The organism is Acinetobacter portensis, from assembly GCF_023158935.1.
Taxonomy (GTDB): domain Bacteria; phylum Pseudomonadota; class Gammaproteobacteria; order Pseudomonadales; family Moraxellaceae; genus Acinetobacter; species Acinetobacter faecalis.
Genome location: NZ_CP096120.1, coordinates 2,025,942 through 2,045,056, shown reverse-complemented (window position 1 = coordinate 2,045,056; position 19,115 = coordinate 2,025,942). Strand labels below are relative to the sequence as shown.

The following is a 19,115-nucleotide window of genomic DNA, read 5'->3' as shown; positions in this document are numbered from 1 at the left end:
AAAATATCTAATTTTGTTATATGATTTTAAGAAATTCATTTGGACCACTTTAATCTGATTGATGAGAATATAATAAATAAAAATAATCGAAAAAGTCTAATTCTATTTTTAAAATTTAAGCGAGTATAAATCTGACTATTTCTAATAAAGTTATAGCCATAAGTTAAACTGTTTAACCATTCTTTTTTATTGGTAATATTTCTAAAGTTTTTACTGAATGCTCTTTTAGTTCCCCAAACTGTGGAGATTAATTCTTTATCAAGTTTATCTGTGATTTTTAAATCATTTAATAATTGGTGTAAAATAATAGCATTATTGATTAAAAAACATCTGTTTATATTAATTTTTTTTGTAGTGGAATTTTGATTATATTGGTAATAATATGCAGATGAAATGCGATGCACATTATTTGAATTTAGAAAATTTAACCGAGTAATTATTTCATCATTGTTAAGGTAATTTTCCCGTTTATGGTTGAATTGATGATATTGATTATAACTTTTTAGATAAATCTCTTTTTTACTACACATTATACCGGAGATTTTCCAACTACCAATCGTATTTTTTAAACATTCAAAACCCGTATATATATTTCTAGAGTGATCAAAACAAGGTAATGGATCATAACTCTTATCTTGTTTTTGTATCATTAATTCAGGAACAATAGTGTCAATATTATTAAAATAATTTAGTGTTGATAAAATCGTATCAACCATATCATTTGAAATTAAGTCATCAGCATCAACGATTAAACAATATTCTTCATTAGCTTGATTTATCCCATTTAATCTTGCAGCAGCAGCACCTTGATTGTTTTGGTTAATTATTGTTACTTTTAATGAGGAATTTAATAATCTTTGTTGTAATAAATTTAATGTTGAATCTGTAGATCCATCATTAATAAAATATAAATGAAAATTATGATTTGTTTGTAATTCTAAGTGGTTAATAAAATTAATGACATTTTTTTCCTCATTGTATAGAGGCGTGATTATCGCAATATAATCAATTTTCATCTTTGTCCCATGGTATAGCACAAGCTATATTTAATTAATTTTTTGAATTATAATGCATTTATTATCAATATTGCTCTAAATTTATGAATGATTTTTCACGTATTGATCAGGGTATTACTATAGTTACGGCTTTTTTTGATATTGGTCGCGGTGATTGGACAAAAGATCAAGGACATCCGGGATATTTACATAGACCGACAGATAGATATTTTGAGTACTTTAAGAATCTTGCAAAATTAGAAAATCCTTTTATTGTTTATACCTCAGAGGAATTTGTTGACAAAATTTTAAAGATTCGTGAAGGGAAAAAAACAATAGTAATTACGATTGATATTAAGGAGAAATTTAAATTTTTCTTAAACAGAATTGAAAAAATTCAAAAAAATGAGGAGTTTCGTAGTAAGGTTGCAAGTGAACAATTATGTAATCCTGAGTATTGGTCTCCGCCTTATGTATTAGTTAATAATTTAAAATCTTATTTTGTTAATGACTCAATACAAAATAATTTAGTATCCACAGACTTAGTTGCTTGGATAGACTTTGGTTATTGCAGGGACATTAAGACTTTAAATAACCTTACACTATGGAATTATCGTTTTGATACTTCAAAAATGCACCTATTTACCATACATAAGAAGTATCATTTTACGAAAGAAAATGTATTAAACTCCATTTTAGGCAATGTGCCTTTTATTATTGGGGGTGGGATAGTTGGAAGTGTTCAACTATGGCCTAAATTTTATGAGCTAATTTTAACTAGTCAGTTAGAACTACTTGATCAAAATATTGTTGATGATGATCAAGGCGTATATTTACTATCTAAACTTAAAAAACCAGATATGATTCAATTGAACTATTTAGGTAAGAATAATTGGTTTGCTATATTTAAAATATATAGTCAAACAAATAGTATTCTAGATAAGATAAAATCAGCTATAAAATTTTGGTAGTAATTTTTATGGAAAAGTATTCTAATTTTAATCCTGTAATAATGGGTGCTGCTACAGGCTATGAGCCTCAGAAAGTAGAGTTATTTTTAAATAGTATTTTACTGACTAATTTTGGTGGAGTAGTTGTGCTTTTTGTAAATGATGATCAGTTAGATATCTATCAAGAATATTTTAAGAATAAATATAGTGAGTGTTTCGAATTGCGATTTGTAATTACTAAAATTGGTACTTTTAGTAGTTCAAATGCTTTTGGAAAAAATTGTAAAAAAATTATACGCTATTTAAGTCAGTATATTGTTTTAAGAGAGCCAAAACTCAAAAAAGATTTTATTTATTATTTTGCGCCTCCACATGTTTCACGTTTTTTTGATTATTCTAATTTTTTGAAACTAAATCATTTTACACATGTTGTTTTAACAGACACAAGAGATGTGATTGTTCAAGGTGATTTAAGTAAGTTGAATTGTCAAGGGCTTTTTTTGGGTATGGAGGATAAAAGTCTATTGTTAGGTAATGATTCATTTCATATTAAATGGATCAGCGATGTGTATGGTAAAACAAAACTTTCTGAGATTTCACATAAGCAAATTTCTTGTGCGGGAGTAACATTTGGTGACTATAAGTCTATCAAATTTTATCTTGAAACGATGCTCAATGAGTTTATGGAATTGCCATATTACACTATGGTTCGATCAAACTATGATCAAGGAATTCATAATAAACTTTTATATGAAGGTGTTTTTTCAAACATTAATTTGTGTCAGCCATTAGATTCGGAAATTGCAACTTTAGGTGTAATGAATATGAATGAGGTCATATTAAATGAAGAAAATTATGTATTAAACAGTAATAAGACGATTCCAATGTTTATACATCAGTATGATAGACATAAGGATTTAGAGTATATTTTTCAAAATAAGTATTTATAAAAAATGGAGAAGTGAATTATTCCTTCTCCGTATTGCCTTTTAACACCATATAAATCAAACCAACAAAAATAACAAAAGCACCACCAATACTACTTAAAGAGAAAAATACAATACGGTCATATGTTGTTAAATTAAATAGCTGATTATCTACAATATGACGCATGAATAACCACTGTACGACAGCAAAGATAATTAAAACAATTGCACGACGACGAACTTCAGGACGCATAGCCATAGGAGATATTCACAAATACATGGAAAGTGAGGGCTATTATGCCACCGATGTTCTTTCGACTCAATGCAACAAAAAAGCCCTGCAAGAGCAGGGCCTTTCTCTTTATTCCTTCTTTATATTTCTCCCAAAGGGAGAAAAAGAAGGAAGTAAAAAATTATTTAGCCTCTTCAGCTTTAGGCTTTTCGCGTAAACGAATACCTAAATCACGCAATTGATTTGATTCAACTGGAGCTGGGGCTTGAGTCAATGGACATTCAGCAGTTTTCGTTTTAGGGAAAGCAATCACGTCACGAATGGAAGATGCACCAGTCATCAACATTACAAGACGGTCAAGACCAAATGCTAAACCACCATGAGGAGGCGCACCGAATTTCAATGCATTTAACAAGAAGCTAAATTTCTCTTCTGCTTCTTCTTCATTAATACCTAAAGCTTCAAAAATTGCTTTTTGCATTTCTAGGTTGTGAATACGCAATGAACCACCACCAACTTCAGTACCATTCAATACCATATCGTAAGCAACAGACAATGCAGCACCTGGATTGTTCTTCACTTCTTCAACGCTAGATTTGGGAAGCGTGAATGGGTGGTGAACAGAAGTCCATTTACCATCATCAGTTTCTTCGAACATTGGGAAGTCAACAACCCAAAGTGGAGCCCACTCGCAAGTTGCAAGCTTCATATCGTGACCGACTTTAATACGTAAAGCGCCCATTGCATCATTTACAACTTTAGCTTTGTCCGCACCAAAGAATACGATGTCACCATTTTCAGCACCAACACGTTTCAACAAATCAAGCACGATTGGCTCGATGAATTTAACTATTGGAGATTGAAGACCTTCAATACCTTTTTCAAGTTCATTAACTTTGATGTATGCCAAGCCTTTTGCACCATAGATGCCAACGAATTTAGTATATTCATCGATTTGGCTACGTGGAAGTGCACCAGCACCAGGAACGCGTAAAGCAACAATACGACCTTTAGGATCTTTTGCAGGGCCTGCGAATACTTTGAACTCAACGTCTTGCATCATGTCTGCAACGTCAACAAGTTTCAAAGGAATACGCATATCTGGCTTGTCAGATGCATAGTCACGAATTGCATCGTTATAAGTCATACGTGGGAATTTATCGAATTCAACGTTAAGAAGTTCTTTAAACATCTTAACTGTTAAAGTTTCCATTAAATCCATGATGTCATCGTCACTCATGAACGATGTTTCAACGTCGATTTGTGTGAATTCAGGCTGACGGTCAGCACGTAAGTCTTCATCACGGAAACATTTAGCAATTTGGTAGTAACGATCAATACCACCAACCATCAACAACTGTTTGAATAGCTGTGGAGATTGTGGAAGCGCGTAGAAGCTACCGTTAGAAACACGACTTGGAACTAAGTAGTCACGCGCACCTTCAGGAGTTGCACGCGTTAAGATCGGAGTTTCAACATCTAAGAAACCATTGTCTTCGAAATAGTTACGAATAAGGTTTGTTAATTTAGAACGGAAACGTAAACGATCTAACATTTCAGGACGACGAATATCAAGGAAACGATATTTCAAACGTACTTCTTCAGAAATATTTGTGTTTTCGTCATTCAATGGGAATGGCGGAGTTTCAGAAGCAGCAAGAACTTCAATGTCTTTGCCTAATACTTCAATTTGACCGCTAGTAATATTTGCGTTTTCAGTACCTTCGTAACGACGACGTACACGGCCTGTAATTTTTAATACAAATTCTGAACGAGCCTTATCCGCTGTTGAAAATGCTTCAGGAGTATCTGGGTCAATAACCACTTGAACTAGACCATCACGGTCACGCATATCAAGAAAAATAACACCACCGTGGTCACGGCGACGGTGTACCCAACCGCATAAAGTTACGGTTTGGTCAATTTGAGCTTCGGTTAAAGAACCGCAGTAATGAGTTCGCATCATAGCGTAAACAATCCAACTATATGGTTTAAGGCGAGCGAATGCGTAAACAGCGCACCGCTTTCGAATATTGAATTATGCCTCTTTTTGGACATTTTGTCACAACAAGTCAAAGTAAAAAGCTCAAGCTTGAGCTTAAATTTTTAAAATTTTAATTAAGGCGTGCCTTATTCAAGATTTTTTTTGAAATATTTATATTGATAAACGATGCTACATAATGAAAAACAAATTAATGCAGCTTGAGTAAATTTGTTGAGCATTCTGCCTAAAAAATAATATTGATGATTGAGCCAAACTTCATATGAAATTTGTGAAGCGTAATCACTTAAAGCAATGAATCCAATAAATATACTTAAAGCTAAACTACATAGAATAAATATTTGCTGATTTTTTAGGGAGATATTTGGGGTTTTATGCTTTTTATAATATTGCTGAATCATGTAAAAAATAAAAGGCAAGGGTAAAACTGAAGATACAATTTGTAATATGAACGAATAAGAATATTGTCGATTAAATAATGAAATTGTAGATTCAAAAAATGGGAGATAAATTAAAGTCCTTGAATCTAAATGGGTAAATCCATCCCATAAAATATGTGTTGTATTACCGATGATTAAAGCAATGCAGATCAATCCTAAAAGTCTACAAAAATATAAAATGTTTGAAATATTTAGGTCATCTTTCAGTGATAAACATGAATATAAAGTTGGGCGAAATAAGCCATACCAAATACAGCAAAATGCTAATCCTAAAAATAAATTAGGATAAAAAATAGCAGTCCAAGTATGTGTTTCTAAACCGCTTGAATTGGAAAAAAGTCTAAATAAATCTGGTGTCATACTGCCAATAACAAGTGCTGCAATTGGAAGTTTGTTTTTTGATATTTTTGAAATAGGTGATGCAATTACTGTGTGAGCAAGCGTAAAAGGCATAATCAATATTTCAAAAAAAGGATATTGAGCAGACTAATTGAATTGTAATAAATGCACAAATATCTTGCATAAAATGAGTAATGTTATAATATAACAAAATCAAAACGATCTAACCTGAGTTTTAGACATGTCCTTTCATAAGAATTTGCTCACGCTATCTATTTTAGCTGCCTTTACGCCCGTTGCTTTTGCACAAGATGATAAACAAGCACAACAATTAGAAACTTTAAAATCTACAGCGCATCCGTTGACGCAAACGGCTGCAGACTTTGCTGCGACAGATAATGTGATTGGGCAGAAAACACTTTCAACAGGTGCGCCAACAATTGGTGATGCTTTGGATGGTCAGTTAGGTGTTCATACAAATCAATATGGTTCAGGTTCAAGCCGTCCTGTTATTCGTGGTCAAGACGGTCCACGTGTAAAAGTTTTACAACATGCTTCTGAAACAGCAGATGTTTCAACTTTGTCTCCTGACCATGCTGTAACTGTAGATCCGATTTTAGCTAAACAAATTGAAGTCATTCGTGGACCTTCTACTTTGCTTTATTCGGCAGGTACGGTGGGTGGTTTGGTTAACGTAACGGATAATAAAATTCCAACGCAAATGCCTGAAAAGGGTTATGAAGGGCAAGTTGGTTTACGCTACAACTCAGGTAGTGATGAAAAACTTGCAAGTGGTGGTGTAACTGTTGGTTTAACAGATCAAATTGCATTACGTGTTGAAGGTTTAAAACGTGATGCGAATGCATATATCGCACCAAATTATTACCACGATCATGACGGTGAATTAGAAAAAGAACGTCGTGTAGGAAATACTTTTGCAAAAGGTGAAACTGTAAATGTAGGTTTATCTTGGATTAATGACCGTGGATTCACAGGTATTTCATATAGTAATCGTCAAGATCAATATGGCTTACCAGGTCATAGCCATGAATATGAGTCATGTCATCCACATGGAAATAAAATTGAATGTGATCATAATCATGGAACAGGAACAGGACATATTCACGGACATGATCATGAAGAGCATGAAGCAGGTCCTTGGGTAGATTTAAAAACAGAGCGTTATGATTTCCGTTCAGAATTAGCAGATCCATTTGCAGGTTTTTCAAAATTACGTGCACATGCAAGTTATACAGACTATAAGCATGACGAAATTGAAGGCAATGAAGTTGCAACAACCTTTAAGAGCAAAGGTTACGATGGTCGCTTAGAGTTGGTTCACAACCCAGTTGCAGGTTGGGAAGGTGTATTTGGAACACAATATACTCAGCAGAAATTAGACATTACAGGTGAAGAATCAATTCTTGAACTAACGAAAACACAAAAATGGAGTCTATTTGCTTTAGAACATAAACAAATTAATGACTTTCATATTGAGTTGGGTGCGCGTGTAGATCATCAAACGATTGATATCGAATCAAATAAAAAGAATTATAGCGATCAAGCATTTTCTGGTTCTGCTGCTGTGAATTGGGCATTTGCACCAAATTACACATTATCTTTGGTAGGTTCACATCAACAACGTTTACCGCTTGCACAAGAGTTATTTGCAGATGGAAAACATCTTGCGACCAATACTTATGAACGTGGTAATGAAAATTTAGATGTTGAAAAATCAAATAATTTAGAACTTGGTTTGCGTTATGAAAATGGTCCTTTAGATTACAGCATGAATGTTTACCATAACTGGTATGACAACTATATTTATGCGGCAACGACTGACCGTCATGAAAATTTCCGTTTAGTTGATTACACACAAGACAAAGCTCGTTTTTATGGTGTAGAAGGGCAAGTAGGTTATGCAATTAATGACACTTATAAAGTAAGCGCATTTGGTGATGCTGTTCGTGGAAAAATTGAAGCTGACAATGCACCACGTGTTCCAGCAGGTCGTGTTGGTACTAAAGTAGATGTAGATTTTGCGGATGGTTGGACAGGTGTAGCAGAATATTCACATGTATTTAAACAAGATCGTATTTCAGCATACGAGCAAGAAACAAGCGGTTATAACATGGTGAATTTAGGTGTGGCTTATGCAGGTAAATATGCGCAAGACACAGGCTATAGCGTTTACTTTAAAGCGAATAACTTGTTAGATGAAGATGTATATCAACACGCATCATTCTTATCGAACATTCCACAAGTGGGTCGTAATTTTACAGTTGGCGTAGACTTCAGTTTTTAAGTGAGTGCATGTTTTATCAAAATTTAAGAGAGTAGATGGCGATAAAACATAAAACTGCTTGAAAAAGCAAAGAATAAAACCTAGCCTGAGCATATTGGGTTAGGTTTTTTCTTATGCGTATCTTTAAAAAAATTCATCAAAAATTACATTGGTCTCGTAAGCAATATATTGGGCTTGCATTGGGGTTATTGGCTGTCACATATTTATGTTCGGCAATTTATCATACGTACAAGTCAATCCCTGAAGGTTTAAACTTCACAGGAAAATTACTTCATGCCAATGTGCAGTTTTTAGCAGATCAAACTTACATTGATGCCAATGGTAAACAACAGCAAGATCAAAAAATATTTAAAGAAATTCTAAAGCTCATAGACGATGCACAAACTACGATTGTGATTGATATGTTCTTGTTCAATAAAGAAGTAGGCGCATCAAAAGTTCAACAGCAAGACTTAACGCAACAGCTTACCGATGCACTGATAAATAAAAAAATCTTTCATCCAAATATTGAAATTAAATTTATTACAGATCCGATTAACTCTGTTTATGGTGGGACTTTACCAAATAATTATCGTCAGTTACGCCAAGGTGGAATTGATCTCATTGAAACAGATTTAACGCCATTGCGTGCATCAAATCCTGCTTGGTCAGGTTTATGGTATATCTGCTGCCAAGGTTTAGGAAACACAACAGAAAGAGGTTGGTTAGCTAATCCATTTGGTGATGAAAAAATCACGTTAAGAAGCTATTTTAATTTATTTAATTTTAAAGCCAATCATAGAAAAACCATTACTGTAGATACCAAAGACGGTTGGAAGACATTAGTCACCTCTATGAATCCACATGATGGGAGTTCGCGTCATTCAAATGTTGCATTAGTTGTTGATGGTAATACTGCAATTGATGTGCTGAAAACAGAACAAACTGTAATTATGATGTCGAAAGGTGACGTGTCAGGCGTTGTAATTGGTGATTTTGATGGCGATAAAAACTTACCGCAAGTACAAGTTTTAACTGAAAAAGCTATTTTAGATGCAACATTAAAGATAGTTGAATCTGCCAAAAAGAATGAGAACATTGATTTAGCAATGTTCTATTTGTCTGAACGTCAGATTGTGAAAGCCTTAATTGCTGCAAAAGAGCGTGGTGTGAATGTTCGTGTTTTACTAGATCCAAACAAAGATGCATTTGGGCGTGAAAAAAATGGTATTCCAAACCGCCAAGTTGCTGCGGAATTAAATGATGCAGGCGTTACTGTTCGTTGGTGTAATACACAAGGCGAGCAGTGCCACAGCAAAATGTTGATTAAATCAAATACTCAGCAAGCTGAAATAATTTTGGGTTCTGCAAATTTCACAGCACGTAATTTGAAAAATTATAATTTAGAAACTAATTTACGGGTCATCGGCTCAACACAAGCAGATGTCTTTAAAGATGCTCAAGGCTTTTTTAATACAGCTTGGTCTAATTTAGAAGGTCGTAATATGAGTGTTGAATATGCGAAATATGCAGATGAATCTAAATTGAAATATGGTGTTTACCGCTTTATGGAGTGGAGTGGTTGGTCTACTTTTTAATCTGTGCTTTACCTCTCCCTAACCCTCTCCTAAAAGGAGAGGAAATTCCTCCTGACCTCCCTTTAAAAAAGGGGGAAAGTCCCTCTTTAATAAAGAGGGATTTAGGGAGATTACTTAAGACTTAGGATTTGGCGGAACAATCGCATCTAAATCTTTGTCAGAAATATTATCTAATTCATGTAAATCTGTTTTAATTTTCCATTGAGTTTCATCTTCAATAGGTTTTGGTAAACGAGCTTCTAACCAATCGCAGACAACGTCAGGTGGGAAATCTACATGATTACATTGAATAACCCAACATAAAAACTGCTTTGCTTCACCATTCATATAAGGTGGCGGGGATACAGGCAAAAATTGTGTTGGAAGACGTTCATTTTTAGAAATGTAATTTAATACATGTCCAAGTTCTTGTACGGTTTGCCAAGCGAGGTCGTGTTCAATATTAATTTGGAACTTAAACCACCAATTGTGTTTTCCATCGGAACCATAAGAGTCGATGAAAGCTTTTTGAACACTTGGTACTTTGCAGAAGAATTCATATAAACGGTCAAAACTTAAATCAGACACAGAGATTTGATCCAATACAAATAAAATAATTTTAACATAACTCTGTTCATTCTATGGGTTGATATTTATAGAAAAGCAGATAGATGTTGAATTACAAAAAATATGTAATTGTTGATTTTTTCTTCATTTTTTAAATTAAACTATTATTTATAATGAAATAAACTTTAAGAGGGTGTGCAATGAAAAGCATAGGAATGGCTACACTAAGTACTATGGTATTTTTATTTATGCCTTCTTTGGTGCAGGCAAATACTCCAAAGTGGAATGCTTCAATTGGTGTAAATGTAGGTAATACACATCGACCAAATTATCCACAACAGCCACTACATTATCCACAGCATCGACCAAACTATCCAAACCAAGGTTATCCAAATCATGGATATCCACATTATCCACCTAATCGTCCATTTCCACCGTCAGGTCATGTTTATCCTCATGGTGGTGTTAGTTTGAACTATCAGGCGCCAAGTTATACAACGGTAAATCATCAAACTTATACTTGGGTGAATGGAGATCCAAATGTCGCACAAATTAAAAGTTCGACTAAAATTGTGATTACCAATTGGCGTGAATTAGGTTTACCTGCACCGCCAAGCGGTATGCATTGGATTTATGAAGATGGTCGCTATATTTTAGAGCCAAATTAAAAATAAAAAATCCCGCACATTTGGCGGGATTTTTTATTATGCAAGTTCGTCATCTTGTGGGCGAGGAGGATTATCTGAAGTTATTGGTTTTTCAGGATGTTTTTCTCGCATAACAGATGGATAAGTCCAAGATGCATAACGAACAATTAAAATAGCAAAGGAAAGAATTAAAATAGAACCTGTTGTAATTACTAGTCCCATATCTGCTTTATGATCGTGCTGAATATCTGCAATAAGTAAGCGTGTTAAAGCCGTAATAGCAATGTAAATTAAAAAGCGTACAGGCATGTGGTTGGTTTTAAAGTAAATACCGACCATCGCGCCTAACTCTAAATAAATGAAAAGTAGAAGAATGTCATCAATCGTTGCAAATTTTTTAATGGTTAAAATTTCAAAAACTGTATTTCCCGCAGACCAAATCACCATACAGCCAATTACAAATAGAGCAATGTAGTGAAAGCCTTCTACAGCAAGATTTCCAAAGCGGTCAAGGAGGGTTTCAATTTTTTCAATTTTGGGATTTTTATGTGACATGCGTCCTCCTAATATCTGTTTAAGTTATCGTTATTAAAAGATAAGCAAATTTCATGCACATTTGATGAAATTGAATGACTTTAAAATAATAAAAAATAGTATTTTATTTGAACTAATTTGTTGTAATTTATGTTATGACTAAAGTATTGATAAGGAGAAAGAAATGTTAGATAAGATTCAAACAAAAATTGACACTTTAAATTCTGGTAAAAAGCTAATTTTAGGGACAGGGATTCGTGAAGATGAAATGCAAAAAGTCGTAGAACTTTGTAATGCGTTACAAAGTAGTGGTGTGATTAAAATTGTAAATTCACAGTCATCAACCATTATGATTCAAAAGTTATAAAATATTTCATCATAAAAAAACGCCTGAATGATCAGGCGTTTTTTTTATTGTCTTAAGAAAAATTAAGACTGATTTGTGAAGTAATCTTCACTGAAGTTCATAATGATATCTGAACCTGCTTTAATTTTAGTAATACGAAGTGAAAGTTCAGGCAAAATGCGCTGTGCAAAATAAATTGCAAGCGATAATTTGTTTTGGTAGAACTCGCCATCTTTATCTTTTGCTGCATTTGCAATACGTGCAAACATGTAAGAGAAGCTGAGTAAGCCCACAGCATGTAAGTAATCTACTGCTGCTGAATTCGGGAATTCAGTATTTTCTTTTGCTGCTTCTAAAATGTATTGAGTTACAGCTTCAACTTCTGCTGCTGCATCTAAAGTTGCATCTTTAATAAAGTTTAAGTCTGCGTCTAAATCATTTGCAAAGTCACGAATTTCTTGAACGTATTCGGCAATATATTCACCATTACATTTAATGGTTTTACGACCAATTAAATCTTGTGATTGAACGCCATTTGTTCCTTCGTAAATTTGAGCAATACGTAAATCACGAATACATTGTTCCATACCCCATTCACGAATATAGCCATGACCGCCAAAGCACATTTGAGCATCTAAAGTTGCATTGAAAGCTGTATCTGTTAAGTACGCTTTTGCAATAGGCGTGAGTAGCGCAACACGTTCGTTCGCAGCTTTAACCGCTTCAGGATCTGTTGAAAATTTTGTGATATCAAGTTGTTGACCAACATACACAGCAAATGCACGAGATGCTTCGTTATTTGCACGTGCATTTAATAACATACGACGTACATCACCATGAACGAGAATGCTATCGGCAGGCTTATTTGGTGATTGAGCACCTGACGCACTACGACCTTGTAAACGATCTGTCGCATATTGTGCAGCGTTTTGGTAAGCAAACTCAGAAGCACCTAAACCTTGAATACCCATAGATAAACGTTCGTAGTTCATCATGACGAACATTGCAGCTAAGCCTTCGTTTTCTTTGCCAACAAGATAACCTTTAGCACCATCAAAGTTCATTACACATGTTGCAGAGGCTTTGATCCCCATTTTATGTTCGATAGAACCAGGACCTGCTGCATTACGTTCGCCCAATGAGCCATCTGCATTAACTAAGAATTTAGGCACAATGAATAACGAAATGCCACGTGAACCAGCAGGGGCATCTGGTGTTTTAGCAAGTACAAGGTGAATGATGTTGTCTGCTAAGTCGTGGTCACCACCTGTAATGAAGATTTTTGTACCTGTGATGTTATAAGTACCATCTTCATTGCGTTCAGCTTTAGTTTTAATAATGCCTAAATCTGTACCTGCATGTGGCTCTGTTAAGCACATAGTGCCTGACCATTCACCTGAATAAATTTTTGGTAAATACGTTTCTTTTTGCTCTTGAGATGCGTAGCTACTAAGTGCCATGCCTGCACCAACAGAAAGTAGGGGATACAGCATGAAAGATGGATTTGTTGCAAATAACATTTCATCTGCAAGTACTGTCAGCATTTTAGGCATTTCCTGACCGCCCCATTCAGCGTCAGCAGCCAATCCAATCCAACCACCTTCAGCATATTGTTTGAATGCTTCTTTAAAGCCTGCTGGTGTTTTTACATTGCCATTGCTATATGTTGCACCTTCTTCATCACCTGTGCGGTTTAAAGGTAGAGTTACATTTTGAGCAAATTTTGCCATTTCTTCTAAAATTGCTTCTGCTGTTGCAGCATCAACATGAGTCAGGTTTTCATTGGCTTGCCAGAATTGCTCTGCATTAAATACATCATTTAGGATGAATTTCATATCTGCTAGAGGTGCATTATAAATTGGCATATTGGTCACCCATTTTTTGTCTGTTTTTCAGTATTTTAATCAGTCTAAAGCAAGTTTTTATATCTTGTTAGAAGACCAAAGGATTAATTTTTCATATCTTTTATAAAGAAAAAGGACGGCCAATTCAATGACTGTCCTTTTTCGGAACTGCATTATTTTTGCATGATCTTAGAATGCAAAGTGTTCAGCGTCTAAAGTCATTAGCGGTTCTAAACCACCAGAAATAACATCTACATGTGAACGTACACGTGGAAGTATTTTCTTGAAGTAGAAGCGAGCAGTTGTTACTTTTGCATTGTAGAAGTCCACTTCAGTTGTGCCAGTAGCAAGTTGTTCTTGAGCAACAAGAGCCATGCGAGCCCATAGGTATGCAAGTGTTACATAGCCAGAGAAGTATAGGTAGTCTACTGCAGCAGCACCAACTTCATCTGGGTTTTGCATTGCTTTCGCACCAATTTGCATTGTTAATTCACCCCACTCTTTATTCAGAGCAGCAAGCGGTTCAACAAATTCTTTCATTGCAGCATTGTCTTTGTTTGCTTCAACAAGTTTATGAATAATCTTAGTGAAGTCTTTCAACATTGCACCTTGAGTACCCAATACTTTACGACCTAGCAAATCTAGTGCTTGAATTTCTGTTGTGCCTTCGTATAAGCAGGCAATACGTGTATCACGAACAATTTGTTCCATGCCGTGTTCAGAAATAAAGCCGTGACCACCAAATACTTGAACGCCATGTTTAGCAGATTCTGAACCAATTTCAGTTAAGAATGCTTTTGCAATTGGAGTGAGTAATGACAATAGATTGTCTGCTGCTTTACGTTCTTCTTCAGTTGCACCTTTTTCAGCTGTGTCTGCATACAATGCTAAGTTGTAAACAAGTGCACGTGAGCCTTCAGCAAATGCTTTTTGAGTTAAAAGCATGTTACGAACTGCAGGGTGAACAATAATTGGATCTGCTTCTTTTTCAGGTGCTTTAGGACCAGAAAGTGAACGCATTGCTAAGCGATCTTTCGCATAAGTTAATGCACCTTGGAACGCAGATTCAGATGCAGATAAACCTTGCACAGCAGTACCAATACGTGCAGTGTTCATGAATGTGAACATGCAGTTTAGACCACGGTTTTCAGGTCCAATTAAGAAACCTTTTGCATTATCGAAGTTAATGACACAAGTTGCATTACCATGAATACCCATTTTGTGTTCGATAGAACCACAACGTACAGAATTGCGTTCACCTACAGAACCATCTGCATTTAGGTTGAACTTAGGTACGATAAATAACGAAATACCTTTAGTACCTTTTGGAGCACCTGGTAAACGAGCAAGCACGATATGAACAATGTTATCTGCCATGTCGTGTTCACCAGCAGAAATAAAGATTTTCTCACCAGTAATTGCATAGCTGCCATCGGCTTGTGGTTCAGCTTTAGTACGAATAATACCTAAGTCAGAACCTGCATGAGATTCTGTTAAGCACATTGTGCCTGTCCATTCACCTGAAACAAGTTTAGGAAGGTAAGCATCTTTTTGTTCTGTAGAGCCATGGTGTTCTAAAGTACGAACAGCACCATGAGAAAGACCAGGGTACATACCCCATGCCCAGTTAGATGTACCTACCATTTCAGAAATGATGATACCTAAAGAATTTGGTAATGCTTGACCGCCGTATTGTTCTTCTGCTGCAAGTGACGGGAAGCCAAGTTCTACATATTTTTGATACGCTTCTTTAAAGCCTGTAGGTGTTGTAACAACGCCATCATTCCAAGTACAACCTTCACGGTCGCCCACTTGGTTTAAAGGAGAAAGTTCATTTTCACAGAAATCTGCAGCGGCTTCTAAGTATTGATCAACCAATTCGCGGCTAACGCTTTCTTGGAATGCAGGAAGAGTTGCATAATGTTGTTCAGCGTTTAATAACTCATGCAAAACGAATTGCATGTCACGTAGGGGCGCTTTGTATTGTGGCATATCGGTTTCCTCAATACTGGTTCAAACCAGCGTTATAATCCAGATAACATTTTAAACGAGTCTTCATTGACACGTATTTGAATAGCTTAATCCTGCTACATCTTAGATTAAGGTACAAGTATTTCTTTGAATAATCATAGTGACTGTTAAGTCAAAAAAAATATTTTAAATTTCTGTAAGTATTTAGAGTCTATAGATTTTTATATGCATTTTTATGACATTGAAAGTCAATTGTGCTCAAAAGTGATAGTGAATAAAAAAGGCGCAATAATGCGCCTTTAATATCAATATGTTAGTAAAAAAACAAATTTATTATTTTGTAGGATTTACTTGTTGAGTTGGTTTAGTCGGTTGAAAACGTACTTCGCATTTGCCATCTACCGTTTGTGAACCAGCTTTAATTTGAACAGCTTTGCCGTCTTTTTGACCTTGGCAAGCTTTTGCAATTGCTTGTTGGCGTGCTTGTTTTTCAGCTAAACGTTGATCGAACTTTTTCACTAACTCTACACGCTGTGCATCTGTTAATGCTTCACCACGTTTAAATTCACCTTGAGCAATATTGCCATGCATAGGACGATGTTCTTGGCGCATTTTTTTATCTAATTGCTTATCTAATTTCTTATGTTCAGGTTTGAAGGTCATTACGCATGTACCATCAATAGACTTTTCACCTGCTTTAATTTGAACAGTACTTCCAGCCGATTTATTATCACAAGCTTTATGAATTTGTTGCATTATTTCACGATGTTCTGCACGTGATTTTTGAAATGCTTCACGCTGCTCTGGTGACATCTTGCGGTCATACTTGCCATGATGTTCTTTCATCATGCGTGGATGGTTTTTATCTTGCGTATTTGTTGTAGATTGACATGCTGTTAATGCCCCCATACTTAAAATACTTGCACCAACTAAAGCCATTTTTGTCATGTTATTCATTGTTTTAATCGCCTTAAAGAAGAAGTAAATTCGATTGTTAAAGATTAAATAATAATGATGAAGAAACAATGGAGAGTTTTTTGAGTCAGTGTTGGTTACAATGTGAAATATAGAAGAAAAAATAGAGATTTGCTCTTGAAGATTCGTCGATTCCCCATAGCCTTACGTTTATTTCTAACTGTGCTTTTAACCACAGTAGTTATTACGACTGTAAGTTTAGGGGTTTTACACTGGACTATGCAGAAGAACTTTGCCAAATATGTGGCAGATGTTGAAATGCAAAAGTTAGATCATTTGATTCATAACTTGGCAGATGTATATGGCGAATATCAAGATTGGGGGAATGCAATCCAAGCGCAAATGCTTCAAATAGAAGGTGAAGCTGCGCCAGATGATTACGATAAATTGTCACATTGGTGGCTTAGACGTCAGTACGATATTGCATTACAACAACGTTATTTTGAAGAACACACCATTATTAACTCCTCAAATATGGCTAAAATTGTTCAAAATACGCCTGCATTAAGTGAAGAAGAGTTAAGTATTCTGAAGCTGAATTTACCTTCAGAATTTCAGCCTTTTGAAGGCTTAAGATTTCCGTTAAGTTCTAACCAAAATTTAGCAAGAATTGCCCAAAATAATAAGGCTACTGACTCACAGCAATCAGAGAATACGACCAATAAAAAGCAATTTATTTCGATGCCTGACCGTTTAGGTTTAAGTTCACGATTGTCTTTATATGATGCTGAACAACAATTTATTGTGGGTGAACAATCGGATGATCAAATGTCTTTTCGTCCAATTTTAGTCAATTCTAAAGTTGTGGGGTATTTAGGTTTAAAACCTGTTTTAGATCAAGATGATGCATCAAGTATTAATTTCTTTAGTAATCAAAAACGTTATTTATTATTGGTGTATGGACTGACAATTTTCGTGAGTTTAATTGCATCTTTATTGCTTGCAACCTACTTTAGAAAACCAATTCAACGACTTTTAAATGGTACGCGTGAATTAACCAAAGGTAATTATCAGCATCAAGTTACAATAAACCGTAATGATGAATTGGGTGATTTATCGAATAAGTTGAATCAGTTAGCCGTTATGTTAGATCAACATGAAACATCACGCCGTCAATGGGTTGCTGATACATCTCATGAATTGAAAACGCCTTTAGCTGTGCTTCAGGCACAAATTGAAGCAATGCAAGATGGCATTCGAAAGCCAACGCCTGAACATTTTAATTCAATGTTGAATCAGGTGAGTAGTTTGAAAAAACTCACACAAGATTTAGCAGATTTAGCTCAAGCAGAGGCAATGCAACTTAAATGTTATATGGCAACTGTAAATCCTTGGGCTGTTATTGAACAAGAAATTGAAAACTTTAAGCCTAAGTTTGAGCAAGCAAATTTAACCATTACTGCAACAGGTGATGGTGCAGATTTACAATTAGATGTAGATCGCTTTAAGCAAATTATGGTGAACTTATTGGGCAATAGTATTCGCTATACAGAAGCTGGTGGAAAAGTTCATGTACATACTGAACAGTCTGCAATGCAATGGACTGTGTATGTAGATGACAGCCCATTAGGTTTAAGTGATGAACAATTGGCTAATTTAGGTCAAAGATTTTACCGTGTGGACGATTCTAGAACTCGTGCGACAGGTGGAACAGGTTTAGGATTAGCTTTATCGGCTAAAATTACTCAAGCGATGGGTGGTGAATTAAGCTTTGATCATTCACCATTAGGTGGTTTGCGTTGCAAATTAACCTTCCCGAAACAAATGAAACAATAAAAGGAAAGCATGCATGAAACATATCATGTTGGTGGAAGATGAAGTTGAACTTGCACAGTTAGTACGTGATTATTTAGAAGCTGCAGGCCTTGAGGTCAGCATGTTTCACGATGGTCAGGAAGCGTATGATAGCTTTATGCAACGTAAGCCAAGCTTAATGATTTTAGATTTGATGGTGCCACGTATGGATGGTTTAACCATTTGCCGTAAAGTACGTGAACAATCTGATATTCCAATTATTATGGTAACTGCACGTACAGAAGAAATTGATCGTGTGCTTGGTTTAAACATGGGTGCAGATGACTACGTATGTAAGCCATTTAGTCCTAAAGAATTGGTTGCGCGTGTGCAAGCTGTTTTACGTCGTTTGGAGCGTAAAGCTGAGCCTGAAAGCAACGATTTATTCCGCATAGATAAAGCACAACAGCGTATTTGGTATCAACAAAAGTCTTTGAGCTTAACGCCTACAGAATTCCGTTTACTTGAGCTATTTTTAGAGCATGTAGGTCATGTATATTCACGTGCACAATTGCTTGATCATATTAATCCTGACAGTTTTGATGTTGCTGACCGTGTGATTGATAGCCACATTAAAAACTTGCGCCGTAAAATTTCAGATGCTGCTGAAACAGGTAATAGACACGAATGGATTCAAGCTGTTTATGGCGTGGGTTACCGTTTTGAATATCCTGAAGATTAATAGTTTTTAG

17 protein-coding genes are annotated in these 19,115 nt (G+C 35.3%); 8 read left to right on the top strand and 9 right to left on the bottom strand.

Annotated features, from left to right (window positions below):
* Positions 1 to 35 precede the first annotated feature (35 nt).
* Entirely contained in the window at positions 36 to 1,016 is a 981-nt protein-coding gene (locus MZO21_RS10240) for a glycosyltransferase family A protein (RefSeq protein ID WP_248109598.1), read from the bottom strand.
* An 83-nt stretch (positions 1,017 to 1,099) separates the two neighbouring features.
* On the opposite strand from MZO21_RS10240, the gene yibB reads away from it, so the two are divergent.
* Both yibB and MZO21_RS10230 read left to right on the top strand, forming a co-directional pair.
* Complete coding sequence (gene yibB, locus MZO21_RS10235; RefSeq protein ID WP_248101433.1) at positions 1,100 to 1,966, top strand: protein YibB; 867 nt, start codon at positions 1,100 to 1,102, stop codon at positions 1,964 to 1,966.
* A gap of 8 nt (positions 1,967 to 1,974) precedes the next feature.
* Positions 1,975 to 2,895 (top strand): hypothetical protein, encoded by a 921-nt coding sequence (locus MZO21_RS10230; RefSeq protein WP_248101436.1) that lies wholly within the window; start codon positions 1,975 to 1,977, stop codon positions 2,893 to 2,895.
* A 16-nt stretch (positions 2,896 to 2,911) separates the two neighbouring features.
* Here the strand turns inward: MZO21_RS10230 and MZO21_RS10225 are convergent, their stop codons facing one another.
* From MZO21_RS10225 to MZO21_RS10215, 3 genes are all read right to left on the bottom strand, one after another.
* A complete protein-coding gene (locus MZO21_RS10225) occupies positions 2,912 to 3,130 on the bottom strand; it encodes a hypothetical protein (RefSeq protein WP_248101439.1) in 219 nt (72 codons plus the stop codon).
* 154 nt (positions 3,131 to 3,284) lie between these two features.
* Positions 3,285 to 5,069 carry an aspartate--tRNA ligase gene (gene aspS, locus MZO21_RS10220; protein ID WP_248101441.1) on the bottom strand — a complete coding sequence of 595 codons (1,785 nt, stop codon included), beginning with the start codon at positions 5,067 to 5,069 and terminating at the stop codon, positions 3,285 to 3,287.
* Positions 5,070 to 5,233: 164 nt separating this feature from the next.
* Positions 5,234 to 5,998, bottom strand: a complete 765-nt coding sequence (locus MZO21_RS10215) for a DUF4184 family protein (protein WP_248101444.1) — start codon at positions 5,996 to 5,998, stop codon at positions 5,234 to 5,236.
* A 127-nt stretch (positions 5,999 to 6,125) separates the two neighbouring features.
* Here MZO21_RS10215 and znuD point away from each other — a divergent pair, with 127 nt between their 5' ends.
* Entirely contained in the window at positions 6,126 to 8,189 is a 2,064-nt protein-coding gene (gene znuD / locus MZO21_RS10210) for a zinc piracy TonB-dependent receptor ZnuD (RefSeq protein ID WP_248101447.1), read from the top strand.
* Between the two features lie 113 nt (positions 8,190 to 8,302).
* Positions 8,303 to 9,766 (top strand): phospholipase D-like domain-containing protein, encoded by a 1,464-nt coding sequence (locus MZO21_RS10205; RefSeq protein ID WP_248101450.1) that lies wholly within the window; start codon positions 8,303 to 8,305, stop codon positions 9,764 to 9,766.
* A gap of 114 nt (positions 9,767 to 9,880) precedes the next feature.
* On the opposite strand, the gene MZO21_RS10200 is transcribed toward MZO21_RS10205, so the two are convergent.
* The gene (locus tag MZO21_RS10200) at positions 9,881 to 10,333 is read right to left on the bottom strand and encodes a hypothetical protein (protein ID WP_248101452.1); all 453 of its coding nucleotides are present in this window, start codon (positions 10,331 to 10,333) and stop codon (positions 9,881 to 9,883) included.
* 179 nt (positions 10,334 to 10,512) lie between these two features.
* Here MZO21_RS10200 and MZO21_RS10195 point away from each other — a divergent pair, with 179 nt between their 5' ends.
* The gene (locus MZO21_RS10195; RefSeq protein WP_248101456.1) at positions 10,513 to 10,980 is read left to right on the top strand and encodes an RcnB family protein; all 468 of its coding nucleotides are present in this window, start codon (positions 10,513 to 10,515) and stop codon (positions 10,978 to 10,980) included.
* A gap of 36 nt (positions 10,981 to 11,016) precedes the next feature.
* On the opposite strand, the gene MZO21_RS10190 is transcribed toward MZO21_RS10195, so the two are convergent.
* On the bottom strand, positions 11,017 to 11,514 hold the full coding sequence (locus tag MZO21_RS10190; RefSeq protein WP_248101459.1) for a phosphate-starvation-inducible protein PsiE: 498 nt from the start codon (positions 11,512 to 11,514) through the stop codon (positions 11,017 to 11,019).
* A 163-nt stretch (positions 11,515 to 11,677) separates the two neighbouring features.
* On the opposite strand from MZO21_RS10190, the gene MZO21_RS10185 reads away from it, so the two are divergent.
* Positions 11,678 to 11,860 carry a hypothetical protein gene (locus MZO21_RS10185; protein ID WP_248101462.1) on the top strand — a complete coding sequence of 61 codons (183 nt, stop codon included), beginning with the start codon at positions 11,678 to 11,680 and terminating at the stop codon, positions 11,858 to 11,860.
* 62 nt (positions 11,861 to 11,922) lie between these two features.
* Here MZO21_RS10185 and MZO21_RS10180 read toward each other — a convergent pair whose 3' ends face one another.
* The 3 genes from MZO21_RS10180 to MZO21_RS10170 all read right to left on the bottom strand — a co-directional run bounded on the left by MZO21_RS10180 (position 11,923) and on the right by MZO21_RS10170 (position 16,611).
* Positions 11,923 to 13,704 (bottom strand): acyl-CoA dehydrogenase C-terminal domain-containing protein, encoded by a 1,782-nt coding sequence (locus MZO21_RS10180; RefSeq protein ID WP_248101465.1) that lies wholly within the window; start codon positions 13,702 to 13,704, stop codon positions 11,923 to 11,925.
* A gap of 168 nt (positions 13,705 to 13,872) precedes the next feature.
* Positions 13,873 to 15,675, bottom strand: coding sequence for an acyl-CoA dehydrogenase C-terminal domain-containing protein (locus MZO21_RS10175; protein ID WP_248101467.1), 1,803 nt, complete (start codon positions 15,673 to 15,675; stop codon positions 13,873 to 13,875).
* Between the two features lie 312 nt (positions 15,676 to 15,987).
* Positions 15,988 to 16,611, bottom strand: a complete 624-nt coding sequence (locus tag MZO21_RS10170; RefSeq protein ID WP_248101471.1) for a hypothetical protein — start codon at positions 16,609 to 16,611, stop codon at positions 15,988 to 15,990.
* 135 nt (positions 16,612 to 16,746) lie between these two features.
* Here MZO21_RS10170 and baeS point away from each other — a divergent pair, with 135 nt between their 5' ends.
* Both baeS and MZO21_RS10160 read left to right on the top strand, forming a co-directional pair.
* Complete coding sequence (gene baeS, locus MZO21_RS10165) at positions 16,747 to 18,405, top strand: sensor histidine kinase efflux regulator BaeS (RefSeq protein ID WP_248101474.1); 1,659 nt, start codon at positions 16,747 to 16,749, stop codon at positions 18,403 to 18,405.
* Positions 18,406 to 18,418: 13 nt separating this feature from the next.
* The gene (locus MZO21_RS10160; RefSeq protein WP_248101477.1) at positions 18,419 to 19,105 is read left to right on the top strand and encodes a response regulator; all 687 of its coding nucleotides are present in this window, start codon (positions 18,419 to 18,421) and stop codon (positions 19,103 to 19,105) included.
* Positions 19,106 to 19,115: the final 10 nt, after the last annotated feature.